Raw genomic sequence first — 21,689 nt, forward strand, 5'->3', positions numbered from 1 at the left:
CGTACATAAACGCCAATAAAGAATAGATCACAAATGCTAATTTTTGTGTCAATTATATTGAAAACGTCGGACTAAATTCTACCATGTGGGACGAACGTTTTACGCCGCGGCACCGTCGCGGCTGCACGCCCGCCCCCGACCGGAGCAGCCTTAGGTAGCCAGGCCGGGGTACTTCACGGCCAGCACCATAGCTTCCGCCGCGATAAGGTCGCCGGTGACAAGGTCTGGGACAATGTCCGCGAGCTGGCTCCAACCTTGGGCGGCTTCCGTCAGCAGCTTTGATTTACCCATCAGGCCGTGGGCGTGCATCCGGGCGGACAACGCAAACACCAGCGACACCACGGGCACTAGCGCCCAGACGTTCGAAGGATCGTTGGTGTCCACGCCGTCGAGTTTGTCAAAGCGGATACGTGCCGAGGCGTAGATTTGGCGGTTCGCGCCACGCAACGCGCGCAGCAGGGACACCGCAGGCTTGATCAGTCCTTGGTCGCGGAGCAAACCCTGGAGGCTGTCACGGTGTTTAAAGGTTTCAAACACGGCGAGTAGGCGCGCGGAATCTTCCATGATGGGACCAGGCACGATTTCGGCTTGGGAGAAGAACATTGCCAGCAACGTCTGCTGCTGGGCTTCGTTCATGTGGGCGATCTGGACGGTGGATTTATCAATGCACGCGGTGTCCAGGGTAGCGTCACGACCCGTTGCCAGGGTTTCAATCAGCCGTTTACCAGCAACTTGCTCAAGGGAGTCGAGGACATCCCGCAGTTCGGAGCGCGACGCCCCCTCCTCCACCGAAGCATAGCGAACGGGTAGTTGGGCGAGTAGTTCGAGCGTGCCAATCCAGGCGGTGCGGTGCACCTCAGTGACGGGTTCGCTGCCGGCAAATGCGCCGTGAACGAGACCGGAGGCAATCACTCGACCGGGTTGCTTTTCAGCGGGAACCAGGGATGCGGAAAGCCCTTTCAGGGCGGCGTTGGGATTTGCCGCGAGGGCGGTCACCACCGCGCGGTCGGGCCCCACGGTGCCCCAGCTATCGAGGTAATCCCACAGCACAGGCATAACAGCAGGATCTTCCGGAGCAGTTTCGGAAGCGCCCGAAAGGAAGGCGGACAATTCGACCAACGCCGCGGATTGACTCGAGTAGTAGCCCTCTTGTTCGACTGCGAAGGCGTCGGGGCCGGGGGCGAGCGGGGGCCGCAATTCGGTGAGCGGATCGGCGGAGAACAATTGCACTTTGAGCGGGCCTGCGTTCACCAGCGCTGTGGGCAGCGGGGTGCGCGGCGACACGGCAACAGTGCGTGCCGACGCCCACGGGGCCGACGCCGGCCACACCCACGCGGACAACTGCCGGTCATTGTTGAGATCGGCGAACACTAACTCGCCGTCTTCGATCACGCAACCTGACGCGTGCGGTGCGGACTCCACCGCCGCGATGTTCACGCTCACTCGCTTGTCCCCGCGCGCATCGGTCCATTCGAATTCGACGCGGCCGCTCGTCATCACCTGGGTGGAGGCCGCAAGCTGGGCCATGGGCGTCGAGTAGGTGCGGGCGTCGTCACGCGAAAGCTTGACGGTGCGCAGCGGGGCGCCGTGGTGATTGCGAACAGTGATTTTCGGGTCCCCCAATTCGCCGGTGGCGCGGATGCGCAAGGTGCCCGCGGGGTCAAACTGGCGCGGCCGCACCACCAAGCGAGTGGTACGCCACATGGGCGGCATGGTGGTCAGGGGGACCTCGAATTGCAACCGTGGCGGAATAAAGCGTAGCGGCATGCTGTCACCCTCGTCGGTGGTGACCACGAAGTCGACACCCGGCGCGTCCGGTGCCACCCGCACATCCGCCGGGGTGACCTGGAAATGTTTCTCGCCGGACTTGACCATCAACGCAGCTTCACTCAGGCCGCCCTGCGCGGGGATACGAAACGACCTGCACAAACCGGCGATTTCGGTGCTGGACAACATGCCTTCGACGATGGCGTACTCGTGACGGAAGGATTCGTTGCGCGGCCCCCGCAACCGGATGAGGTATTCGCCAACCCAGGGTGCGTCGTATACGTCGGGATCGAAAATATCGAACAAACCGCCCTCGGCGGGGATCTCCAACGGCTCCGCAGGGGCGACCTCCTCCCCCGCGTTCCCGGTGCCCGCGTAGGAGGAAATTGACAGGTACCACGTTTCGGCGCGGCCGGAGACGGTCGGCGGGAATTCCGCCACGAGGGAATGCGCGTGCACCGGCAACCCACCGTGCGAAAACACGTACGGAATTGCGGCGCCGGGGTCGCGGAACATCACGCGCTTTCGCGGGTCCACGCATCGCACCTGGTGCATCGCCGAGGGAGATTGATCCGGACGCACAGCTTGCAACGAAGCGATATTGTGCGCGTCAACGCGGCGGCAGGACCATGCCGTCCAACCTTCGATTTCAAGGGTTTCGGTGACCGGGATTTCCGCGCCGGTAACCACGTCAATGAGCGTAGCGTCCTCGGGGCACACCACCAACAATTCGGAATAGTGCAGGGAAGCTTTGTCCGTAATATTGGCGCCCTTTGGACTGAACACCAGTACGGGGTCATGAGTATCCACGACGGGCAACACCCAGGTGGAACCGTTCGTGACATCCGCGACGCTCAGCTCACGGACCTGGCGGTTGATGGTGAGATCCAACGCCTCGGTGCACGGATGCCCCTCGCCCCACATTCGGCCGGTGCGGTACACCTTCGTCGTGCCGTCTAACGTAACCCGCCACTGCACTTCGTCCTCATCGGGACCGAGCAATTGTTCGGGCAAGCGCACGCAAATTTTGTTCCGGGCAATGTCCAATACGATGCGCGGCCGCGCCTCCCGCGTGGCGACGCCGACGGCTTCCGCACGGTTGTACGTCCCGGCGGGCCGTTCACGCAACTCGGCGATCACGGCGTCGCGCACCAAGGCGGGCAATTCCGGCAGCGGCCGATCCTGCCAATCAGTCGGATGTGTGATCGTGTGGTTCCGCAACGCCATCACGTCCCGCAGCACCGGCTGCAGCAATTGCGGAGCGCATTCCGCGCAGGCAGCGGTGACATCCAACGGCAACGCCGAAGCCACGGCGTCGAGAGCATCGTCGGCGTCGGTGGCTTCAGCGGCTGCGCCGGACTGAGCTTGCAGGCTGCGGTACTCCCCGGATGTCAGTGCGACAACAACGTCTTCTGCGGTGGCTTGCGGGTCGAGCGCGTCGAGCAGCTCCATAAGCCCGGCGACTTCCGCACCGGTGATGCCGGCGTGCAGGGCAAGCGCAAGCACGGGATTGCACCCATTGGGGACGACGAGGCCAACGGTATCAAGCAGCTCGAAGGTGATTCCTTCCAGCACACTCAGCCAGGCGGCGTCCGCGCGCAAATCCAATCCCCCGAGGTATTCCCCATAAAAGTTCGCAGGATCCACCATGTGGGCGGCACGGGCGACCAAGGTTGCCGTGGCCAACGCTGGGGTGTCGCGCAACAGTGCTTCCAGATCAGCACCGGCGGAAAGTTGGCGGGATAAAAAGGTTCCGTAAAAGCGATCAATCCGCTCCAGTTCATCAGCAGCAAGCCCCGCTTCAATGAACAACGAACGTTCAGCAAACCGCTGATTGAGGGTGAGTTCGGTTTGGGAGGCCCAACCGAGTAGCGAATCATTCAGATCGGCAATGCCGCTCATACGTGTCAATCCCCTTGATGATGTCCGGTGAGAACTCCAAGCATAGCCCGCAGCGAAACACTTTCTCAGGTCGCTCATGTGCTGCCCAAAACCCGACCGAACAAGCCCGCCGCGCCGTGCACGGGTGTAACCTCTCCGGATTCCGCTACGTGGCACGAAAGTTCCCGCCTAGCGAGAACCTGCATAGTTTTGTTACCAAACGCGAAAAGTTTCGGGGCCGGAAAAAGCTGACGCCTCAAACTTGGGCGGCCGCACGCGCAAAATGAAGCAAAGATTAAAAACCGTAAATATTATGCGTAAATCGTGGCCTTGGCGAGCGGGAACGGAAACGAAAATGTGTCCGTTTATTCAGGTAGAAAGATAGCAAAAACGCCACTTTCCAGTTTTTTAAAATTTTGGCTGTACACCCCGGCAAACGCGACCCCAGCTTTGATCAATAGGTGAAACTGATAAAAATGTTGAAGTTTTTACCGCCCGGCTCGCTTCGGCGTTTTGCATTGCTATACTTTACGTACGCACGAGCGGCAGCGAGTTTTTCCATGCGCGAATAGAAAAGCATTCTCAAAAAACCGCAAACCGCCTTATACCATTGAAATTCCGATTGCGAGTGATGCGAACAGTTACCGGTCCATAGCCCGTTGCTTACTTGGGGGTTTCTCCCCGAGTTTTTGAGAACACTTTTTTAACTGCATTGCCAGGGTTACTAAAGGATTGCCATGAATAAGCCAATTGTTCGAGTGCTGTTGTACAGCCATGACTCGCAAGGTCTCGGCCACGTACGCCGCAACCTCGCCATCGCCCACCACATCGCCCAAGATTTACCGCGGCGGCTCGGGTGCGAAGTTTCTGGGTTGCTGGTGTCTGGCCTGCAACCGGGAAACATGTTTCCACTCCCGCCCGGATTCGATTGGGTGACCATTCCGGGGATTACCAAACGCGGCCGCGAGTACGAGCCGCGAAGTCTGGGCGGCAGCACCAAAAACCTTATCCACCTCCGCTCAAACCTTCTTAAATCCACGCTGTTGTCGTTCGAACCACACCTAGTAATCATCGACCGACACATTCTTGGTGTATGGAAGGAGCTGCTGGAACCCCTAGAAAGTGTGCGCGCGGCCTACCCGCAGACTCAGGTAGTGCTGGGGTTACGGGACGTGCTAGATTCGCCCGAAATCGCGGCCGGGGAATGGGCCCGATTAGGCCATGAAGAAGAACTTGGCGCCATTATTGACCACGTGTGGGTGTATGGGGATCCGGCAGTGCACGACCCCGCCGCCACGGGCGAGATCCCGCCCTGGTTGGCGGACCGAGCGAGCTACACTGGGTTCCTTGCGCATGGCCGTCGGTTAGCCGATCACGATATGGAGCTTGCCCCACAGCCCTTTATTCTCACTACCGCTGGCGGTGGCTCGGACGGGTTCCACCTGCTTCGCGCAGCCGTTCAACTCGAGGTACCTGCCGACCACGTACACATTGTGGTAACCGGACCTCAGGCAAGCACGAAACAATTCAACGAATTGCGTGAAATTGCTACGCCGAATACGCAATTGCACCATTCTTGGCCTGGTTTGAGTACACAAATACAACGTGCCTCCGCGGTGATTTCCATGGGTGGCTATAACACGTCCTGCGAAATCCTTGCTTCGAACACCCCAGCACTCATTGTTCCGCGGGAATATCCGCGCCTCGAACAACTCATTCGCGCACAATCTTTCAACAATGTTGGGGCGGTAGATTATCTGCGACTCGACCAATGCCAACCCACGGTTTTAAGCACTTGGGTGGCTGACGCTGTACACCGCACCGTGGATCGTTCACATATTAAACGTGATGGGCTTACCACCGCTGCGAAATTCGCCGCCAAATGTGTTGAATACAACATCGCAGAGGGAGCAGTACCATGAGCCGAATTGGTTACGTTTTAAAGGTTTATCCGAGATTTTCGGAAACGTTTATCGTTACGGAGATTCTCGCCCGCGAGACCCAGGGCGAAGACCTTGATATCTTCGCGTTGCGCCCCACCACGGACGCTCGTTTCCACCCGGAACTTGCACGTATCCAGGCGAATGTTCGCTGGGTGTCGCGCCCGCAGCTGGGCACCGGGTTTTGGGATGAATTGGGTGCCGCGTTGCGTCATCCGGTCATTGGCCCACGCGTCCAGGAAATCTTGCCGCAATTGGTGGATCTGCCGTTTGACGAAGTTTCCCAAGGGGTGACCCTCGCCCGCATGGCTCACGATCACGGCATTACACATTTGCACGCGCATTTCGCTTCCCTGCCGGGCCGAATTGCCTATATTGCCTCAACCATTACTGGGATTCCGTATACGGTGACCACGCACGCGAAAGACATTTTCCACAACAGCGTTGATATTGATTGGTTGCGCAAGATTTGTGGGAACGCCGCACAGGTTATTGCTATTAGTCAATACAACGAGCGCTACCTCAACACCGTCCTCGAGGGCACCGGCGCAAATGTACGACTGTGCTATAACGCCCTCGAACTGAATCGGTTCCCCTATTACCCGCCGTTGCCGTTAAAAGGTTTGTTGCGGATTGCGGCGGTGGGTCGACTCGTGCCCAAGAAAGGTTTTGACCACCTGATTGCGGCGGTTGCGCAGGTTCGCGCCGCCGGGTGGGACGTGGAGCTGACCATCGGCGGCGGCGGAGAGCTGTACGAGGCGTTACAGGCGCAGGTGAAGCAACTACAGCTTGATGACGTCGTGCGCCTCCTCGGCCCAATCAACCAAAGCGAGGTTCGTGACCTCATCGCCCGATCGCATGTGTTTGTGGCGCCTTGCGTGCCCACAGCGGACGGCAACATTGATGGCCTTCCCACCGTAGTGTTGGAGGCGATGGCCAGCGGCATTCCCGTGATCGCCACCGCCGTCACCGGCCTGCCCGAAGTGATTCGTGACGGCGACACCGGCATCCTGCTCGAGCCTGGGGACACTCCCGCGCTGGTGGCCGCATTGCAGCGGTTTGCCGCCGGCGAGGTGGACACCACCCGACTGACCCAAAACGCCCGCGCACTGATTGAAGAACACTTCGATAGCAGCCAGCAAGCCCAAACCCTTCGTCGATGGCAGAGCGGATAGGAGCACCCCATGAACATCGCTTATGTATGCGTAGATCCAGGCATCCCGGTATTCGGGACGAAAGGCGCCTGCGTGCACATGCAGGAGGTCATCCGCGAGCTCTTGCGACGCGGGCACAACGTCACGGTATTCGCCGTACGAAAGGGCACATTCATTCCCGATGATCTGCGCGAACTCGAAGTCCGCGAATTTCCTATCGAGGCGAAAGAAACCGCCGAGCGGGAACTTGCCCAGCAGCAACGCTCCGAAGAGATCAGCGCCGAAATCATCCGCGGCAATTTCGATCTCATCTACGAACGCTACTCGCTGTTCAGTACCGTCATCGCCACCTCCCAAATCCCCGGAATCCTCGAAGTCAACGCACCTCTGATCGAAGAACAACGCACGCACCGGGCGCTTCACGACATCGCGAGCGCCTCCGACGCGCTCCAATTGCAGGTTTCCCACGCTCGGGTTACGGTGTGTGTTTCGGAAAATGTGCGCACCTGGGTATCCCATCGAACCGTGGGCGGACGGGTTGTGACCGTGCCCAACGGCGTCAACCCTGAACGCATTGTGCCGCAGCCGGAGGATACCGACGGCGCACCGGTAGTCACGTTTGTGGGCACCCTCAAACCGTGGCACGGCGTGTCCGACCTGCTGATCGCCGCCAGCTACGCAAACCACCCGTGGCGCATTCGCATTCTTGGCGACGGCCCGGAGCGCCCCGCCCTCGAGCACCTCGCCGAGAAGCTGGGGTTAAGCGTGGATTTCCGAGGTGCAATCGCCCCGGCGGAAATGCCGAAGCATTTGGCGGGCACCGCCATCGCGGTGGCTCCCTACCCGGCGGCCCAAACGGACTCCGACCAATACTTCTCACCACTCAAGCTTTTCGAATACATGGCTGCGGGCCTGCCGATCGTCGCCTCTCAGGTCGGGCAAATCCCCAGCATTCTGGGCACAGCTGGAGAACTGGTGCCGCCATCACATCCGGAAGCGTTGGCACTCGCAATTGATGGCTTGGTTGCTGACCCGGGGCGTCGAAAAATACTGGGCGATCAGGCGCGTGCGTTAGCCGTGCGGGAACACAGTTGGCAGCAGGTGGTCACCACCATGCTGCGGCTAGCCGGGGTTGAGGTGACGTGATGCCCAAGCAACCCTTACGGCGGACGCTCGAACTGGTGGGCCCGCACGTCAAGCCGGAACGAAAACTCATCTTCGGCGGAACCCTCGCGTTGCTGTTTGAAGTGTGCTTTCGAGTATTGGAGCCATGGCCGCTCAAAATCGTGGTGGATGCGCTGTCCGTATCGTTGGGGGCGCACACCGCTGGTATGCCGGCGTCGCTCAACCTACTCCTCGTGTGCGGCATCGCGCTGATTTGCCTCACCGCCCTACGCGCGCTTTCAAACTATTTAGCTACCGTCGCGTTTACCCTCGTGGGGTCGCGGGCGTCGACAACGCTACGCATGCAAGTGTTCAAACACGTGCAGCGATTGCACCAGCAATTCCACTCCCGCAACCGGTCGGCGGACACGGTGCAGCGCATCGTAGCCGACGTCAACCGCATGCAGGAAGTAGCCGTCACCGCTGGGCTGCCGCTGCTGGCCAACGTGGTGACCTTCCTCGCAATGATGGTGGTGATGTTCGTACTCGATCCGGTGTTATCCCTGGTCGTGCTGGCAGCACTGATCTTGTTCGCCATCGCATCCCGCAATACGTCGCGCAGCATCGCCACCGCGTCGCGCAACACTCGCAAAGCGGAGGGCCGGCTGGCCAACACCGCCCAAGAATGCCTTTCCGCCATTGAGGTGGTGCAGGCCTATGTGCTGGAAGCGGTAATTAGCAAACGTTTTGTCGAGGCGAACATGAAAGCCCTCAACGCCGGGGTGAGTTCCCGCAGGCTCGCCGCACGCCTCGAACGCACCACCGATGCCATCGTCGGTTTGGCCACGGCGGCGGTGCTCATAGGCGGCGGGCTACGCGTGCTGGATGGCGCCATGACCCTTGGCGACCTCGTGCTGTTTACCACCTACCTGCGCACCACAATGAAACCGCTGCGTGACATGGCCAAATACACGGGACGCATTGCCCGCGCCACCGCGTCGGGCGAACGGGTGGCCGATCTTATGGAAGTCTCCTCCGATATTGTGACGCCCATCGACCCTGTCGTCCCGTACACCATCAAAGGCCGCATTACGTTCGAAAACGTCTACACGGACTACGAGGATGTGCTGATCCTGCGCAACTTCAACTTGTCCATCGAACCCGGCGAAGTCATCGCAGTGATCGGACCGTCAGGGGCGGGGAAATCCACGCTCGCCTCGCTGCTCGTGCGCGCCATCGACCCGATCAAGGGCGAAGTAAAGCTGGACGGGCATCCCTTGCGCGACATCGACCTGGTTTACCTGCGCGAATTGGTTTCGCTGCTCCACCAAGAGGCCATCTTGTTTACCGGCACCATTCGAGAGAACATTCGCTTCGGTCGCCGAGATGCGACGGACGAAGAAATCATCGCCGCAGCAAAGGCTGCCCGCGCGCACGACTTCATCATGGAATTCCCCGAGGGCTACGACACCCATGTCGGCGAACGCGGCAACACGCTCTCTGGTGGGCAACGGCAACGCATCGCCATCGCCCGCGCACTCCTGCGCAACACGCCCGTAGTGATTCTGGACGAACCCACCACCGGCCTCGACCCCGAGTCCGCGACCCTCGTGATGGACGCCATCCACGACCTCGTCGAAGGTAAAACCACCATCGCCGTCACGCACGATCCCGAGGTGGCCATGGGCGCCGACCGCGTGGTGTGGATTCAAGACGGCCAAGTGCTGTGGCAGGGCCACCCAGACGACCTGCTGGTCAATAACGCCGACTTCCAGGCGTGGATCAACAACGGGACCCAGTCCGTGCCACGCGCTGCGATCGGAGAGCAATTGTGACGACCATGACCGCGCACGCACTCAGCGCGCTACTGGACACCACTTGGCTCAGCAAACATTGCGGACGCCCAGTGCGGGCAACGGCCCTGCGCATAAAACCTGACACCTCCATCCTTGCCGCGCTACAAAACCATACCGACGGGCGTTTCGACGGCTGGGTGCGCTTCATGTGGCCAGCCGGGCACACCAAAGCCCACAAATTGCACGAATGGGCGCGCGCGCACGGCTATGCGGTGGAAACCACCAAGGTGTTCCGGCGGCTAGTGTTCCAACACGGCCAGCTCGAAGCCGACCCGAAACTGGGGCCCACGATGCAGCCCGACCACTTGGGCTTTCACGTCGGCGAGTTTGGCACCATTCTGCGCTACAACCCGGCCCGCCGGATTGTCTACCGCGACGCCGAGCAAGTCATCCGCATCACCGTGGCCAAGGACACACTCAATATGCCGGTGTATCAGCATGTCTCGCAGGCGATTCCCACCCCGGTGCGCTTGGACGATGGCGGCAACCCGCGCGTCAGTATCATGCAAGCGGTCGGCGATGCCACGCTCGAGCATTCGCCGACGCTACCGGCCACCATGCAAGCCGGCCGTATCCTGGCCCAGCTTCATATGTCCACCCCAACACTTACGCGCGACCTAGCCGATCGGCTCTATGAGCGCTACGATACGTTCCCCCACCGCATGGAGGCGCACGCCCGCATTTTCAGCATGCTCGCCCCCGAGCTGGCCAACCGCATTGTGCGCCTCAGCGCACGCATCCCAACGATGCGACGTGACACTCCAGTACTGGTGCACGGTGACGCCTCCCCCGATCAATTCCTAATCAACCGGCACAACGCCGACATCTGGCTCACCGACTTCGACCGCGCACACCTCAACCCCGCAGCCTGTGACCTCGGCTCCTACCTTTCAACGGTGGACGAGCAACACGGCGCGGCGCTGCTTGAAGGCTACGCAAACACCCGCGGATTTTTGCCCCGACAATCCCAGATTCGCATCGCGCAACTCCAAGCCACCCTGCTGCGAGTTGCCGAACCGATGCGCTCTGGAGATCCGGAATGGCGCAGCACCACCGCCAATACGTTGAGCAAGGTGGAGGAACTCCTGTGAACCCTGCACTAAGTACCCTGCATGAACTGCCCCGCATTCGTCGCGGTTGGCCCGGAACACACGGCACCCTCACCTTCGAACAATACGACGAATCGGGTCGACTGCGGGCGGGTCGCATACACGCCGACGGGACCGTCACGCTCGCCGAATACGCGAGCGATCCAAAGCTCCCAGAGCTGGCGCCGCCCACCGCGGGTGAGCTCGTGGTGCACAGATTGGGTAAACGCGGCGTGATTATCTACGAACACAGTGTGCGAAAATTCCTGCGCCCACAGCGCGTCGAATCGGTGGCAACGGCAACACATGCAGCACACGAACTCTGCGCACCAACTGGGATACGAACCGCACAAGTGATCACTACGACGCCGGGGAGCTTAAGCACGGAAAAGCTTCCCGGAGCAACTCTGCACCAGCTCGCCGATGACGGCTTAGCGGGTTGGCGCCGGTTCGGCCAACTCTGGCCAGAGGTAGTGCGCCAACGCCACCATTGTGCCCGCCCGCACCACGCCACCAGCGAATGCCAAGTGCTGCAAGAATGGCTCGGACACGCCACCCGGTTTGGCGCCATCCCAGCGCCTGAACGGTGCCAACAACTCGTCGCGGAAATATGCAACGAACTGCAACAACCACAAGGTGAGCTCGTGGTGTGTCACCGCGATTTACACGACAAGCAATTGCTGTGGGATGGCCACGACCTCTGCCTGCTCGACACCGATACCCTCACCATGGCGGAAGCCGCGCTCGATTTGGGCAATCTGTTGGCCCACGCCGAGTTGCGGTACCTGCAGGGGGTGTTGAGCGCGGCGTCATTACAGCAGGTGCGCGACATCCTTCATACCCTTGCGGCAACATTGGAGGTTCCGCAACAACGTTTGAACGCCTACACTCGGAGCGCCGCGGCACGGCTGGCGTTTGTGTACGCGTTTCGGCCGCACGCCAAGCCGTGGCTGGCACAGTGGCTGGCACATTGCTTCACCCAACAACGAAAGGAAACAGAATGAAAATTTCAGTAATTGGTTGCGGCTACCTCGGCGCAGTCCATGCCGCATGCATGGCGAGCCTCGGCCACGACGTCGTGGGCATTGACACCGACGCTGAAAAAATCGCGGCACTTGCCAGCGGTGAGGCACCGTTCTACGAACCTGGCCTACCCGAAATACTCGGGCCCGCCGTGCGGAATAAAAAGCTGCGTTTCACGACCGCCCCAGCGGCGAAGGAACTGGCCGCCAGCGAGGTGATTTTCATCGCCGTTGGCACGCCGCAATCCAAAGACAGTCCCGCCGCAGATTTGACCTACCTGGAATCCGCGATGAAATCCATCTTGGACGCCATGCCGACCAACACCAAAGCAGTGGTCGTAGGCAAGTCCACCGTGCCGGTAGGCACTGCCGAACGACTGGCCAAGCAGTGTTCGCAACGCGGATTAACCCTCGTGTGGAATCCCGAATTCCTCCGCGAAGGCTTCGCGGTGAAAGATACCCTGCACCCTGACCGCATCATCTACGGCTTACCCAGCGATGAGGACGCCGCCCGCCACGGCGAAGCCAAGCTGGACGCGGTGTATGAGCAAATCCTGCTGGAGGGCATGCCGAAGATTGTCACCAACTACCCCACCGCCGAGCTCGTGAAGGTGGCTGCGAACTCGTTTTTGGCCACAAAGATCAGTTTTATCAACGCCATGGCGGAATTGTGCGAGGCCACCGGCGGAGATGTCACCCAGCTTGCTGAGGCGCTCGGGCACGACGACCGCATCGGGCACAAATTCCTCCGTGCCGGCGTCGGATTTGGTGGCGGCTGCCTACCCAAGGATATTCGCGCATTCGTCGCCAGGGCCGAGGAACTTGGTGTACATGAGGCCGTGTCCTTTTTGAAGGAATTGGATGATATTAACCAGCGTCGCCGTGACCGCGTCGTCGCCGAAGCCAAACGCAATTTCGACGGCAACGTTGAGGGGAAGAAGATCACCGTGCTGGGCGCGGCGTTCAAACCCAATAGCGACGACATCCGTGACTCACCCGCCCTCGAAATCGCTCGGCGCCTGCACAACTTAGGAGCGTACGTCACGGTATGCGACCCGAAGGCGTTGGAATCCGCCAAGCGCGCCTACCCAGAGCTCAACACCGAGGCAGATGTCACCGTGGCACTCGCCGGGGCTGAGCTGGTACTGCTACTCACCGAATGGCAAGAATTCGTGGCACTCGACCCCGCGGAAACCGCACAAGTAGTCGAACAGCCGGTAATTATCGACGGCCGCAACGCACTCAACCCGAAACGTTGGCGCGCCGCAGGCTGGGCATACTCCGGCTTGGGCCGCTAATCAGTTTGCCCAACCTCAAAGGCGAACCATCGTTCGCCTATGCGGGGCTCATGCGTTGGCTCATCACCTGAGTGATGCCATCGCCGCGCATGGTGACCCCGTACAACACATTGGCCACATCCATGGTCGGCTTTTGATGTGTAATCACAATCAATTGCGAATCTTTACGCAGCTCGCGGAACAGATCAAGCAACCTGCGCAAATTCACGTCGTCGAGCGCAGCCTCCACCTCGTCCATAACGTAAAACGGGCTCGGCCGCGCTTGGAAAATCGCCACTAACATCGCCAGCGCCGTCAATGATTTCTCGCCGCCCGAAAGCAGCGACAAACGCTTGACTTTCTTCCCCGGCGGCCGCGCCTCCACTTCGATGCCGGTGGCAAGCATGTCGTCGGGGTCGGTGAGCACCAGCCGCCCCTCCCCGCCTGGGAACAGCGTGGCAAACACATGCGGGAACTGCCGCTCTACGTCGAGCCAGGCGTCTGTAAACAACTGCAGAATCTTCGCGTCAACTTCCTCAATCACGTCGTGGAGGTCTTTGCGCGCCCGCTGCACATCCGCCAACTGCCCGGCGAGGTATTCGTAGCGCTCCTCCATGGCCGTGTACTCCTCCAACGCCAATGGATTCACTTTCCCCAACGCAGCGAGGTCTTTCTCCGCCTTCCGCAAACGCTCCGTTTCCGCGGCGCGATCGAACGAATCATCGGGTGCGTAGTCGCGTCGAATCACGTCCGCCGGCACACCCAACTGCTCAGTAAGCTTCGCCTCGGCTTCCTCGATGCGCACCTGCGCTTGGTGCCGCGCGATATCCGTAGCATGCGCGTTATCGGTCAGCTTTCCCAGATGCGCGCGCCTAGAGTTCACCTCATCATTCGCACGCGACAGCAAACTTTGCACGTGGTTTCGTCGCGCCACCAGCTCATCGCGGGACAGCGCCGCCCGCGCGGTAGCATCGGCGACGCGCACCCGTATTTCAGCCGTGCATTCCGCCACGGTCGCGGCCAGCTGCACTTGGTGTCGACGCCGCGCCACCTGCTCCTCGTGCCGCGCCTTATTGAGCCGTTCCTGCTGAGCTTGTCGGCGCAAACTATCGGCCTGCCCACGCGACACACCGGCGCGCTCTTCGGCGGTCCGAAGTGTAAGCCGCGCCTCCACCTCCATCGCACGAATCTGACCGAGCGCCGTCGTCGCGGCGTCGCGAGCCTCTGTCGAAGGCTCCTCGTCGCTATGCTGTTCCACCCGAGCCAGCCGGTCCCGGGTGTGCGCCAATTCATCGTTAAGTTGATCAAGACGCTGTGTCGCCTGCTGCACGCTCGCCTCCGCGCGGTCCCGTTCCCCCAACGCAGCATCGAGGTGGGCTTGTGCGCGACGCGCCTCCCGTTCGAAGGATGCCGCCTCCACATCGTGATCACGCACCGCGGCCAGCGCACTGGCTGCTGCAATCCGTGCCTCCTCAGCGGCGGCGTTCGCCCCTTGCAACGTGCCCGAAAGTTCCATTGATTGCGCGCGCAAGCTTTCCAATTCGTCGGTGGCATGCGCGATATCCGCGCCGATTTCTACAGCAGTGGCCGCACCCTTGCCGAAGGCGAGCCAACCTTCGCCAACTAATTCGCCACCGGTGGTCACCGCTCGCAACCGTGGGTCCGCGGCCACCACCGCTTGGGCGGCAACCACGTCATCCACCACAACCACATCGGCCAGCAACCGCGTGATCGCGCCGGCGACGGTATCCCCCACACGCACCACGTCAAGGAGCCAACGCGCACCGCTGGGAAGTTGCGCCTCCATGCGCCACGGCGCAACGTTTGAGGTGCTCATCACTACCGTACGCACCACCGACGCTTCCGCCAGCGCGGCGGCGTCAAACTCTGCGACGACCAAGGCTTGGGAGTGTCCACCCAACGCTGCCGAAAGCGCCGTGGCATAACCCTCGTCGGGGGTTACTAAATCCACGAGGTCGGTGGCGCCTGGAAGCAGCTCAACCGCATCAGCTGCAGGCAGCGAAACACTCAGCGTTTCAATGCGGGATTCCAAACGCGCAATAGCCTTGTCAAAGTCGCGCCCGCGAGCATTGAGCTCTTTGAGGCGCTGCTCAGCCGCCGCCGACTCCTCCTGTGCGCTGTTCGCGCGCGTAGCCAACGAGGTACGCGCAAAGTGCATCTCCTGCAGGCGGTCCTGCATGGATTGGGCTTCCTGCTTAGCCGCGGTGATCCGCGAATCGGATTGCTCCAAGGATTCCCGCTGCCGTGCGATATCGGCTTCCAACGTGCCAATCTGATTGCGCTGGGATTCCTCGGCGGCTACAAGGCGCACCACGCCTTCACGGCGATCAGCGAGTGCACGAACCTGCGCCATATGCTCCCGATCGGCCTCCCGTGCGAGCTCCTCATGCTCCAACACTTGTTCCCGTATGGATTCGAGGCGTTCCCTGGCGATCTCCACCGACTCGTCAAGCGCGGCTTGCTCCGCCTCGGCTCGATCGGCGCGACGTTCCAACGCATCGGCGTCCTGCCCGGAATACGGAATCTCCACCACAGCACGTGCGCGATCTTGAGCAATGCGTTCGGTTGCGCTCACCCGCTCCGCGAGTGCGGAGAGCTCAAACCACAACGATTGAGCATGTTCAGATTGCGGCGTAACCTCCGCCAATTGCTTCTCCAAGGATTGTTGCACCTCAGTGTGCTGGGCCAATTCCTCGGTGAGCTGTGCGACCTGGGCGGCATTGCGTTCGGCGATGCGATGGGCGTCGTCACGCTCGGTGGTTAACCGTACGAGTCGGTCACCGGCGAGACGAAGGCGCGCATCCCGAAGTTCCGCCTGCACGCTCGCCGCCCGCTGCGCCGCAGCAGCCTGCCGAGCGAGTGGCTTGAGCTGGCGTTTCAACTCGTCGGTGAGGTCCGTAAGCCGGTCCAGATTCGCCTGCATGCCCACGAGTTTGCGCTGCGCCTTCTCCTTACGGCGGCGGTGCTTCAACACGCCCGCGGCTTCCTCAATAAAAGCGCGACGCTCCTCCGGGCGCGATTCCAAAATTTGTGCCAGCCGCCCCTGGCCCACGATAACGTGCATTTCTCGGCCAATACCGGAATCGCTGAGCAACTCCTGAATATCCATCAGCCGGGCGCGAGAACCATTAATTTCGTACTCACTAGCACCATCGCGGAACATACGGCGTGTGACGGAAACCTCCGTATATTCGATAGGCAATGCGCCGTCAGAATTATCGATCGTCAACGTCACTTCCGCTCGGCCAAGCGGCTTCCGATCCCCCGCACCGGCAAAAATCACGTCCTCCATTTTGCCGCCGCGCAACGTCTTGGCGCCCTGCTCCCCCATCACCCACGCCAGTGCGTCCACCACATTGGACTTGCCCGAACCGTTCGGCCCCACCACCGCACAAATACCCGGCTCGAATTTCAGGGTCGTCGCAGACGCGAAAGACTTAAAACCTTTCAGCGTCAACGATTTCAAATGCACCCGGGCAGTGTAGCGCACATTGCTAACACAGCTGGTGAGCGGCTCGCACACGCAACCCAAGGTTGCATCAAACTCATGGACCAACGCCACTAAAACACGGCTCCGCAGTAGCAAAAAGCCGCGTAGCCTTCCATATATGACGCCTACAAAACCCATGATTGCCTGCGGCCGCGCCATACTGTTTGACATGGATGGCACCCTGGTGGATTCCTCCGCCGTAGTTGCAGCGCAATGGCAAAAATTCGCCCACAAGTACGATCTCGACGCTGATGCCGTATACGAGTTTTCCCACGGCCGCACCACCATGGCAACGATTACAAAATTCGCGCCGCACCTCACCCCCGGACAACAAGCCGCGGAAGTGAAAGCGATGCTGGAGCACGAACTCCTGCTGCGCGATAAAGTTACTGAAATTCCCGGCGCACGCGACTTCATAGCCCAGCTCATGGACCTTCGCGCCCCAATGGCGCTTGTCACCAGCGCACCCGGACCCCTCGCCCGCGCCCGCCTGCGCACAGTCGGCGTTCCAGTACCCGCAACTGTGATCGCAGCGGAAAATATTACCCATTCCAAACCAGACCCAGAAGGCTACCTCAAAGCCGCAGCAGCTCTCGGCGTAGCACCAGAAGAAACAGTCGTGTTTGAAGACGCCGCGGCAGGCATCGCAGCCGGTGAATCTGCCGGTGCGCAAGTGGTGATCGTGGGCAACACGATACCTCATAAAGACACCCCTCACCCGCGTATCACGGATTATCGAAACCTACAGGTGCGGCGCTCCGGCGACGGCACGTTGAACATTACGGCGACCTAATTAATGGACCGGCTCAAATCTCAGCCCTAGCGCACTTCGAATCAGCAAGCGAGCAAAAACACCGCCCGCCTAGTGGTGCGCCACCATATGTAACGAAGTCTTCGATGCAGGATTACATCGGCGCCGAGCTCAACGGCGTCAGCCAGACCAACTCAAGAAGTGCGCGTCGCGTACGATCCGGCGTAACGCCCCGCATACCCGAATAACCCTCGCAAAATCTGCCTGCGATACTTGCCGTGTGAGATGTGCCTGAGGCAGATGTAGCGCGGCGGTGTTGCGTTCCTGCGGAAACACCATCGTGTGACGACCTGCGTGTCGAATCTGCCTGAACGTGGAAAATCGCCAGCCCTGAACGCGGAGAATTCCGGCCTGCACCTCGCCACATCACCTAGTGTGGAGGATCTGCCTGGGGTTCTTGCTGTGTGAGATGTGCCTGAGGCAGATATGACGCGGCCGCATTTCCCCAGGAAAACTCGGCCCAAAAATCAGGCAGATTCTGCACAGCCAGGCAGATTGTACGTGGCCGGGGAAAGGAGCCGCTTCAGCTACGGCAAGCTGCGGAATGGTTGGGCAAGGGCTGCGCACAAAATGGGCCAGGGTGCACCGAGTTTTGGGCTTCACCAAACAGCGTCACGCTTCACCGTGCCGGTCGCGAGAGCGCAGCAACAAGGCGGGTCGGCGAGCAAGCCACAGTACTGAGGTGGAGCGAGTATTCGGCCGTAAAAATTCAGCGCTAGGATTCAGCCGTTAAGGTTCGGCGTCAGGATTTGGTGTGTAGTTTTGGTGCTTGTGCGGTGTTGGTTTCAGCGCGGTAGATAGCGCGGCGAAGGGTGGTAATCAGGTCCCGGGGTTTATTAAGTAGGCCGTGGGTAATGCGCAAGGGTTCCCAGCCGAGTTCACGCAACCGAATCAACACCTTCGCGTCATAGTCGCGCTGAGTACGCTGCAAATGATGGGCCCCGTCATAGAACAAGGCAACCTGGATATCAGGCCAACCAGCATCAACAACCGTCAGTAAAGGGGTGCCGTCATCAACAAACGCACCGGAATCATAGATCGGGATCTGCACTCGCAAGTGCTCACGAATCTGCTCAGCGATCAACCGCAGCACCGTTTCCGGAGGAGACTGCGCACCCGAGCAGGAAAACCGCAGCAGCTTCTTCAGCTGACGGGCACTGAAAATATTACGAGCAATCTCACGCACCAGCCGGAAATTCAATAGGGTGCACTCACGCAACGCATCAATCAACTGAATGGCGCGAACCTCCCAGGCGGCAAGGTTAGGCACCTGATACACCCACCAAGAATGCCAACCACGCTGCAGATCAATCAGACAATCCACCAACGCAACCTCCGGGACAACCACCCGCATACTCGGCAAGTCTCGATCGGGTGCCCACACCCTAGTGCCCGGCCGCAACCTCCGGCGAGTGGCATCCAACACACTATGGCTGCGTTGGAAATTACTAGCCACATGCACAGTGATATGAGCATCATCCACCCAACAGGAAAGCCCAGCATAAGCCGCGGCAGCCCAGCCACCAATAACCACATCCGGCGTTTGCGTGACATGAGCACGAGCCCGCACAACAATCGGAGCAACAAACCCCAACCGCTGCGGATGAAACCGCAAACCCCACTCCACCTCACGGCCAGCACGACACAATCCCCGCGGCATGGCAAGCCGACGAGTGATGCGCACAAAGGCGGTATCAAGCAGCTTGGTACGACGACGAAACAAACCCACAGCACCAGCGATACCCCGCACACAACACCAAAACCTAGGGTTTTCTCAAACACACCCCACCAACCTGTGGATAACCTCAAACAATCCACAGGCACGTCAAATTCAAGCAGCAACAGAGTAGCGCACGGCGAGACGGAGGAGTATAGAGCGACCGCTGTAGGGAACCGGCGGAAAACAGGGTTGCAGGCACGTGGACTACCCAAATTGGAAGTTGGCAACCTCACAAACTCTCACGGTTCACCCAATAGAAACGCGGCAGCATTTTATTTTAATGGCAACATCACGGACTATAAAATCCCATTTTCCGCAGAATACAGCACAACATATCATTCTTCGTTAAATTGTTTGGACAAACCAAACTATGTAGTCCGCTACACCGATGACGATTTGCTTGTGCTGAAAACCGAATTAGTCAATAGCAAGCTGCAGATTGTCGACCGCAGCACAATGCCGCTGCCAGAAGCTGTGCATGCAGGCCGGAATTATCGCACCAGTGGTAGTAAGTACCATTCAGCAAAGGTCCTGGGCGATAGATTTAAAAGGCGGTCAATCATAATTGAGGGCGATGCCGCCCTCATAGTTGCCACCTTCCAAGATTTCGAGCAGACACTATCGCTGGCGGATTTGAATAACCCGCAATGTATTTCTCGCCCAAGCCCAATTAGGTTGCGAAGATATGACGCACCGTCGAACACATTTGGTGATCATCTATTCTCGGCATCGCACATCGTTGTTGATTCGATTTTGCCAATTGAACCGAACCTCAAGGTGGATTGCGCGTAACCCCAAAACCTAACGCACCTCGAATCGACGCTCGCCTTTGGGTTCACCCCATTGTTCGACAATGGTTTTGACTTTGCCGGGACGATCATAGGTTGCGGGCTCGAGCGCCCATAGTCGGCGTAGCAGGCTTTCCACTTGTTCTTTGGGCCCTTCGGCCACCACACAGACGCGACCGTCCATAAGGTTGGTGGCGCTACCAACAAGCCCGAGTTCCATGGCTTGGCTGCGGACCCACCAGCGGAAGCCTACGCCTTGGACATGCCCATGAACCCATGCCGTCAGCCGGATCATTATTGAGAATTCCTTTCGTTTCGGCGTGTCAGCGGATCAGAGCCATCCCAACAGTCCATGGCTTCCCAGCCTTTAATGCCGGGCAGGTCATCGCGGTTGAATACTGGGTTCACACCCTTGGCGCGCTGTTGGGCGTAGTTGCGCAGGAGGGCGACAGCAACGCCGCCGAGCGGCAACAGGGCGAGAATGTTGACGGTCGCCATGAGGCTTGCAAACACATCGGCAAGGCTCCACACCAGCGGTACGGTCCCGAGCGCGCCGCCCAGCACGCACAGCGATACCAGCACGCGATACACGTTAACCCACATGCGATTGTCGGTCATGAATTCGATATTGGTTTCGCCGTAGTAGTAGTTGCCGATGACGGATGAGAAGGCTAGGAAAACGATCACCACAGACAGGAAGTAGATACCCCAGGTGCCTACGCTGGCTGCCAGTGAGGATTGGGTGAGCGCCATGCCACCCTCAACGTTGGAAAGGTCGGGGCGGGACAGCATGATGATGAACGCGGTGACGGTACACACCACGAGGGTGTCAAAGTATACGCCGAGCGTCTGGATAAGCCCCTGCTTTACTGGGTGCGAGACCGAAGCGGTTGCCGCGGCGTTGGGCACGGAACCCATACCGGCTTCGTTGGAGAACAAGCCGCGCTGCACGCCTTTCATGATTACGGTGCCGAGTGCGGCGCCTGCAAACTCACGGATGCCAAATGCGTGTTCAAAGATTTCTAGGAACATGCCGGGGACGCGATCGATGTTTACTATCACGACGGCGACGCCGATGATGATGTAGGCCACGGCCATGACGGGCACTACGAATTGGGTGACCATGGCCACGCGTTGGATGCCGCCGAAGACGACGAGGCCGGTGACCAACGCAAGCACGATGCCGACGACAATTTTGGTGGAGAATGGGTCGCCGCCTACAGAGTGAATGATGCTTTCCGCGATGGAGTTGGATTGCACCGCGTTGAACACGAAACCGTAGGTGACTGTGATGAGCACCGCGAATAGGATTGCCATGAAGCGCCATTTGAGGACGCGGGACATGTAGTAGGCGGGCCCGCCGCGGTAGGACTGGACGTCGCGCACTTTGTATGCCTGCGCGAGGGTGGATTCCACGAAGGAAGTGGCACCGCCGATCAGGGCGAGCATCCACATCCAGAAGACGGCGCCGGGGCCGCCGGTGGCGATCGCCATGGCCACGCCGGCAACGTTGCCGGTGCCTACGCGGGATGCTGCGGAGACGGTAAATGCTTTAAACGCGGAAATGCCTTTTTGCCCGTCGGGCAGGTCTGAGGGCTTTTCCACCACCGCTTTAAACATGTCGGGCACATATCTGATCTGTACCAAAAGTGTGTACACGCCAAAGTAAATGCCGGTGGCGGCGAGGAGGACTACGAGGACAATTCCGTATTGCGCATTGAACCAATCAATCGCATCGAGGAGTGCTTTCATATCCAGCAATCTACCGTG

Annotated in this window: 14 protein-coding genes; 9 read left to right on the forward strand and 5 right to left on the reverse strand. The window is 59.8% G+C overall.

The genetic code is table 11. The annotated features are described in order from the left end of the window. Nucleotides 1–150: 150 nt before the first annotated feature. Complete coding sequence (locus tag Q4D83_RS00945) at nucleotides 151–3,669, reverse strand: hypothetical protein (RefSeq protein WP_303172163.1); 3,519 nt, start codon at nucleotides 3,667–3,669, stop codon at nucleotides 151–153. Between the two features lie 716 nt (nucleotides 3,670–4,385). On the opposite strand from Q4D83_RS00945, the gene Q4D83_RS00950 reads away from it, so the two are divergent. Genes Q4D83_RS00950 through Q4D83_RS00980 form a run of 7 tightly spaced genes read left to right on the forward strand, consistent with a single transcriptional unit; the run spans nucleotide 4,386 to nucleotide 13,110 of the window. Then, nucleotides 4,386–5,570 (forward strand): glycosyltransferase family protein, encoded by a 1,185-nt coding sequence (locus Q4D83_RS00950; RefSeq protein WP_303172165.1) that lies wholly within the window; start codon nucleotides 4,386–4,388, stop codon nucleotides 5,568–5,570. Then, nucleotides 5,567–6,763, forward strand: coding sequence for a glycosyltransferase family 4 protein (locus tag Q4D83_RS00955; RefSeq protein ID WP_303172167.1), 1,197 nt, complete (start codon nucleotides 5,567–5,569; stop codon nucleotides 6,761–6,763). The genes Q4D83_RS00950 and Q4D83_RS00955 overlap by 4 nt, the downstream gene beginning before the upstream one ends. Before the next feature lie 9 nt (nucleotides 6,764–6,772). After that, nucleotides 6,773–7,888, forward strand: coding sequence for a glycosyltransferase family 4 protein (locus Q4D83_RS00960; RefSeq protein WP_303172169.1), 1,116 nt, complete (start codon nucleotides 6,773–6,775; stop codon nucleotides 7,886–7,888). Further along, nucleotides 7,888–9,681, forward strand: a complete 1,794-nt coding sequence (locus tag Q4D83_RS00965) for an ABC transporter ATP-binding protein (RefSeq protein WP_303172171.1) — start codon at nucleotides 7,888–7,890, stop codon at nucleotides 9,679–9,681. The genes Q4D83_RS00960 and Q4D83_RS00965 overlap by 1 nt, the downstream gene beginning before the upstream one ends. A gap of 5 nt (nucleotides 9,682–9,686) precedes the next feature. After that, nucleotides 9,687–10,793: a phosphotransferase family protein gene (locus tag Q4D83_RS00970; RefSeq protein ID WP_303172172.1), complete on the forward strand. Its 1,107-nt coding sequence runs from the start codon at nucleotides 9,687–9,689 to the stop codon at nucleotides 10,791–10,793. Further along, on the forward strand, nucleotides 10,790–11,794 hold the full coding sequence (locus Q4D83_RS00975) for a phosphotransferase (RefSeq protein ID WP_303172173.1): 1,005 nt from the start codon (nucleotides 10,790–10,792) through the stop codon (nucleotides 11,792–11,794). Before Q4D83_RS00970 ends, Q4D83_RS00975 begins: the two co-directional genes overlap by 4 nt. Further along, nucleotides 11,791–13,110, forward strand: coding sequence for a UDP-glucose/GDP-mannose dehydrogenase family protein (locus Q4D83_RS00980; protein WP_303172175.1), 1,320 nt, complete (start codon nucleotides 11,791–11,793; stop codon nucleotides 13,108–13,110). The genes Q4D83_RS00975 and Q4D83_RS00980 overlap by 4 nt, the downstream gene beginning before the upstream one ends. Before the next feature lie 37 nt (nucleotides 13,111–13,147). On the opposite strand, the gene smc is transcribed toward Q4D83_RS00980, so the two are convergent. Next, nucleotides 13,148–16,582, reverse strand: a complete 3,435-nt coding sequence (gene smc, locus Q4D83_RS00985; RefSeq protein ID WP_303172177.1) for a chromosome segregation protein SMC — start codon at nucleotides 16,580–16,582, stop codon at nucleotides 13,148–13,150. A 136-nt stretch (nucleotides 16,583–16,718) separates the two neighbouring features. Between smc and Q4D83_RS00990 the strand changes: the two genes are divergently transcribed. Then, nucleotides 16,719–17,393 (forward strand): HAD-IA family hydrolase, encoded by a 675-nt coding sequence (locus Q4D83_RS00990; protein ID WP_303172179.1) that lies wholly within the window; start codon nucleotides 16,719–16,721, stop codon nucleotides 17,391–17,393. 760 nt (nucleotides 17,394–18,153) lie between these two features. On the opposite strand, the gene Q4D83_RS00995 is transcribed toward Q4D83_RS00990, so the two are convergent. Beyond that, nucleotides 18,154–19,161: a hypothetical protein gene (locus Q4D83_RS00995; protein ID WP_303172083.1), complete on the reverse strand. Its 1,008-nt coding sequence runs from the start codon at nucleotides 19,159–19,161 to the stop codon at nucleotides 18,154–18,156. 45 nt (nucleotides 19,162–19,206) lie between these two features. Here Q4D83_RS00995 and Q4D83_RS01000 point away from each other — a divergent pair, with 45 nt between their 5' ends. Next, a complete protein-coding gene (locus Q4D83_RS01000; protein ID WP_303172181.1) occupies nucleotides 19,207–19,923 on the forward strand; it encodes a hypothetical protein in 717 nt (238 codons plus the stop codon). Nucleotides 19,924–19,932: 9 nt separating this feature from the next. Here Q4D83_RS01000 and Q4D83_RS01005 read toward each other — a convergent pair whose 3' ends face one another. Beyond that, entirely contained in the window at nucleotides 19,933–20,214 is a 282-nt protein-coding gene (locus Q4D83_RS01005; RefSeq protein ID WP_303172184.1) for an acylphosphatase, read from the reverse strand. After that, on the reverse strand, nucleotides 20,214–21,671 hold the full coding sequence (locus Q4D83_RS01010) for a sodium:alanine symporter family protein (RefSeq protein WP_303172185.1): 1,458 nt from the start codon (nucleotides 21,669–21,671) through the stop codon (nucleotides 20,214–20,216). Before Q4D83_RS01010 ends, Q4D83_RS01005 begins: the two co-directional genes overlap by 1 nt. Nucleotides 21,672–21,689: the final 18 nt, after the last annotated feature.

Source organism: Corynebacterium sp., from assembly GCF_030532715.1.
In the GTDB taxonomy this organism is placed as follows: domain Bacteria; phylum Actinomycetota; class Actinomycetes; order Mycobacteriales; family Mycobacteriaceae; genus Corynebacterium.

Coding starts and splice junctions, on each gene's coding strand:
- Q4D83_RS00945 (WP_303172163.1), bottom strand. CDS start 3,669: ATGAGCGGCATTGCCGATCTGAATGATTCGCTACTCGGTTGGGCCTCC.
- Q4D83_RS00950 (WP_303172165.1), top strand. CDS start 4,386: ATGAATAAGCCAATTGTTCGAGTGCTGTTGTACAGCCATGACTCGCAA.
- Q4D83_RS00955 (WP_303172167.1), top strand. CDS start 5,567: ATGAGCCGAATTGGTTACGTTTTAAAGGTTTATCCGAGATTTTCGGAA.
- Q4D83_RS00960 (WP_303172169.1), top strand. CDS start 6,773: ATGAACATCGCTTATGTATGCGTAGATCCAGGCATCCCGGTATTCGGG.
- Q4D83_RS00965 (WP_303172171.1), top strand. CDS start 7,888: ATGCCCAAGCAACCCTTACGGCGGACGCTCGAACTGGTGGGCCCGCAC.
- Q4D83_RS00970 (WP_303172172.1), top strand. CDS start 9,687: ATGACCGCGCACGCACTCAGCGCGCTACTGGACACCACTTGGCTCAGC.
- Q4D83_RS00980 (WP_303172175.1), top strand. CDS start 11,791: ATGAAAATTTCAGTAATTGGTTGCGGCTACCTCGGCGCAGTCCATGCC.
- Q4D83_RS00990 (WP_303172179.1), top strand. CDS start 16,719: ATGACGCCTACAAAACCCATGATTGCCTGCGGCCGCGCCATACTGTTT.
- Q4D83_RS01005 (WP_303172184.1), bottom strand. CDS start 20,214: ATGATCCGGCTGACGGCATGGGTTCATGGGCATGTCCAAGGCGTAGGC.
- Q4D83_RS01010 (WP_303172185.1), bottom strand. CDS start 21,671: ATGAAAGCACTCCTCGATGCGATTGATTGGTTCAATGCGCAATACGGA.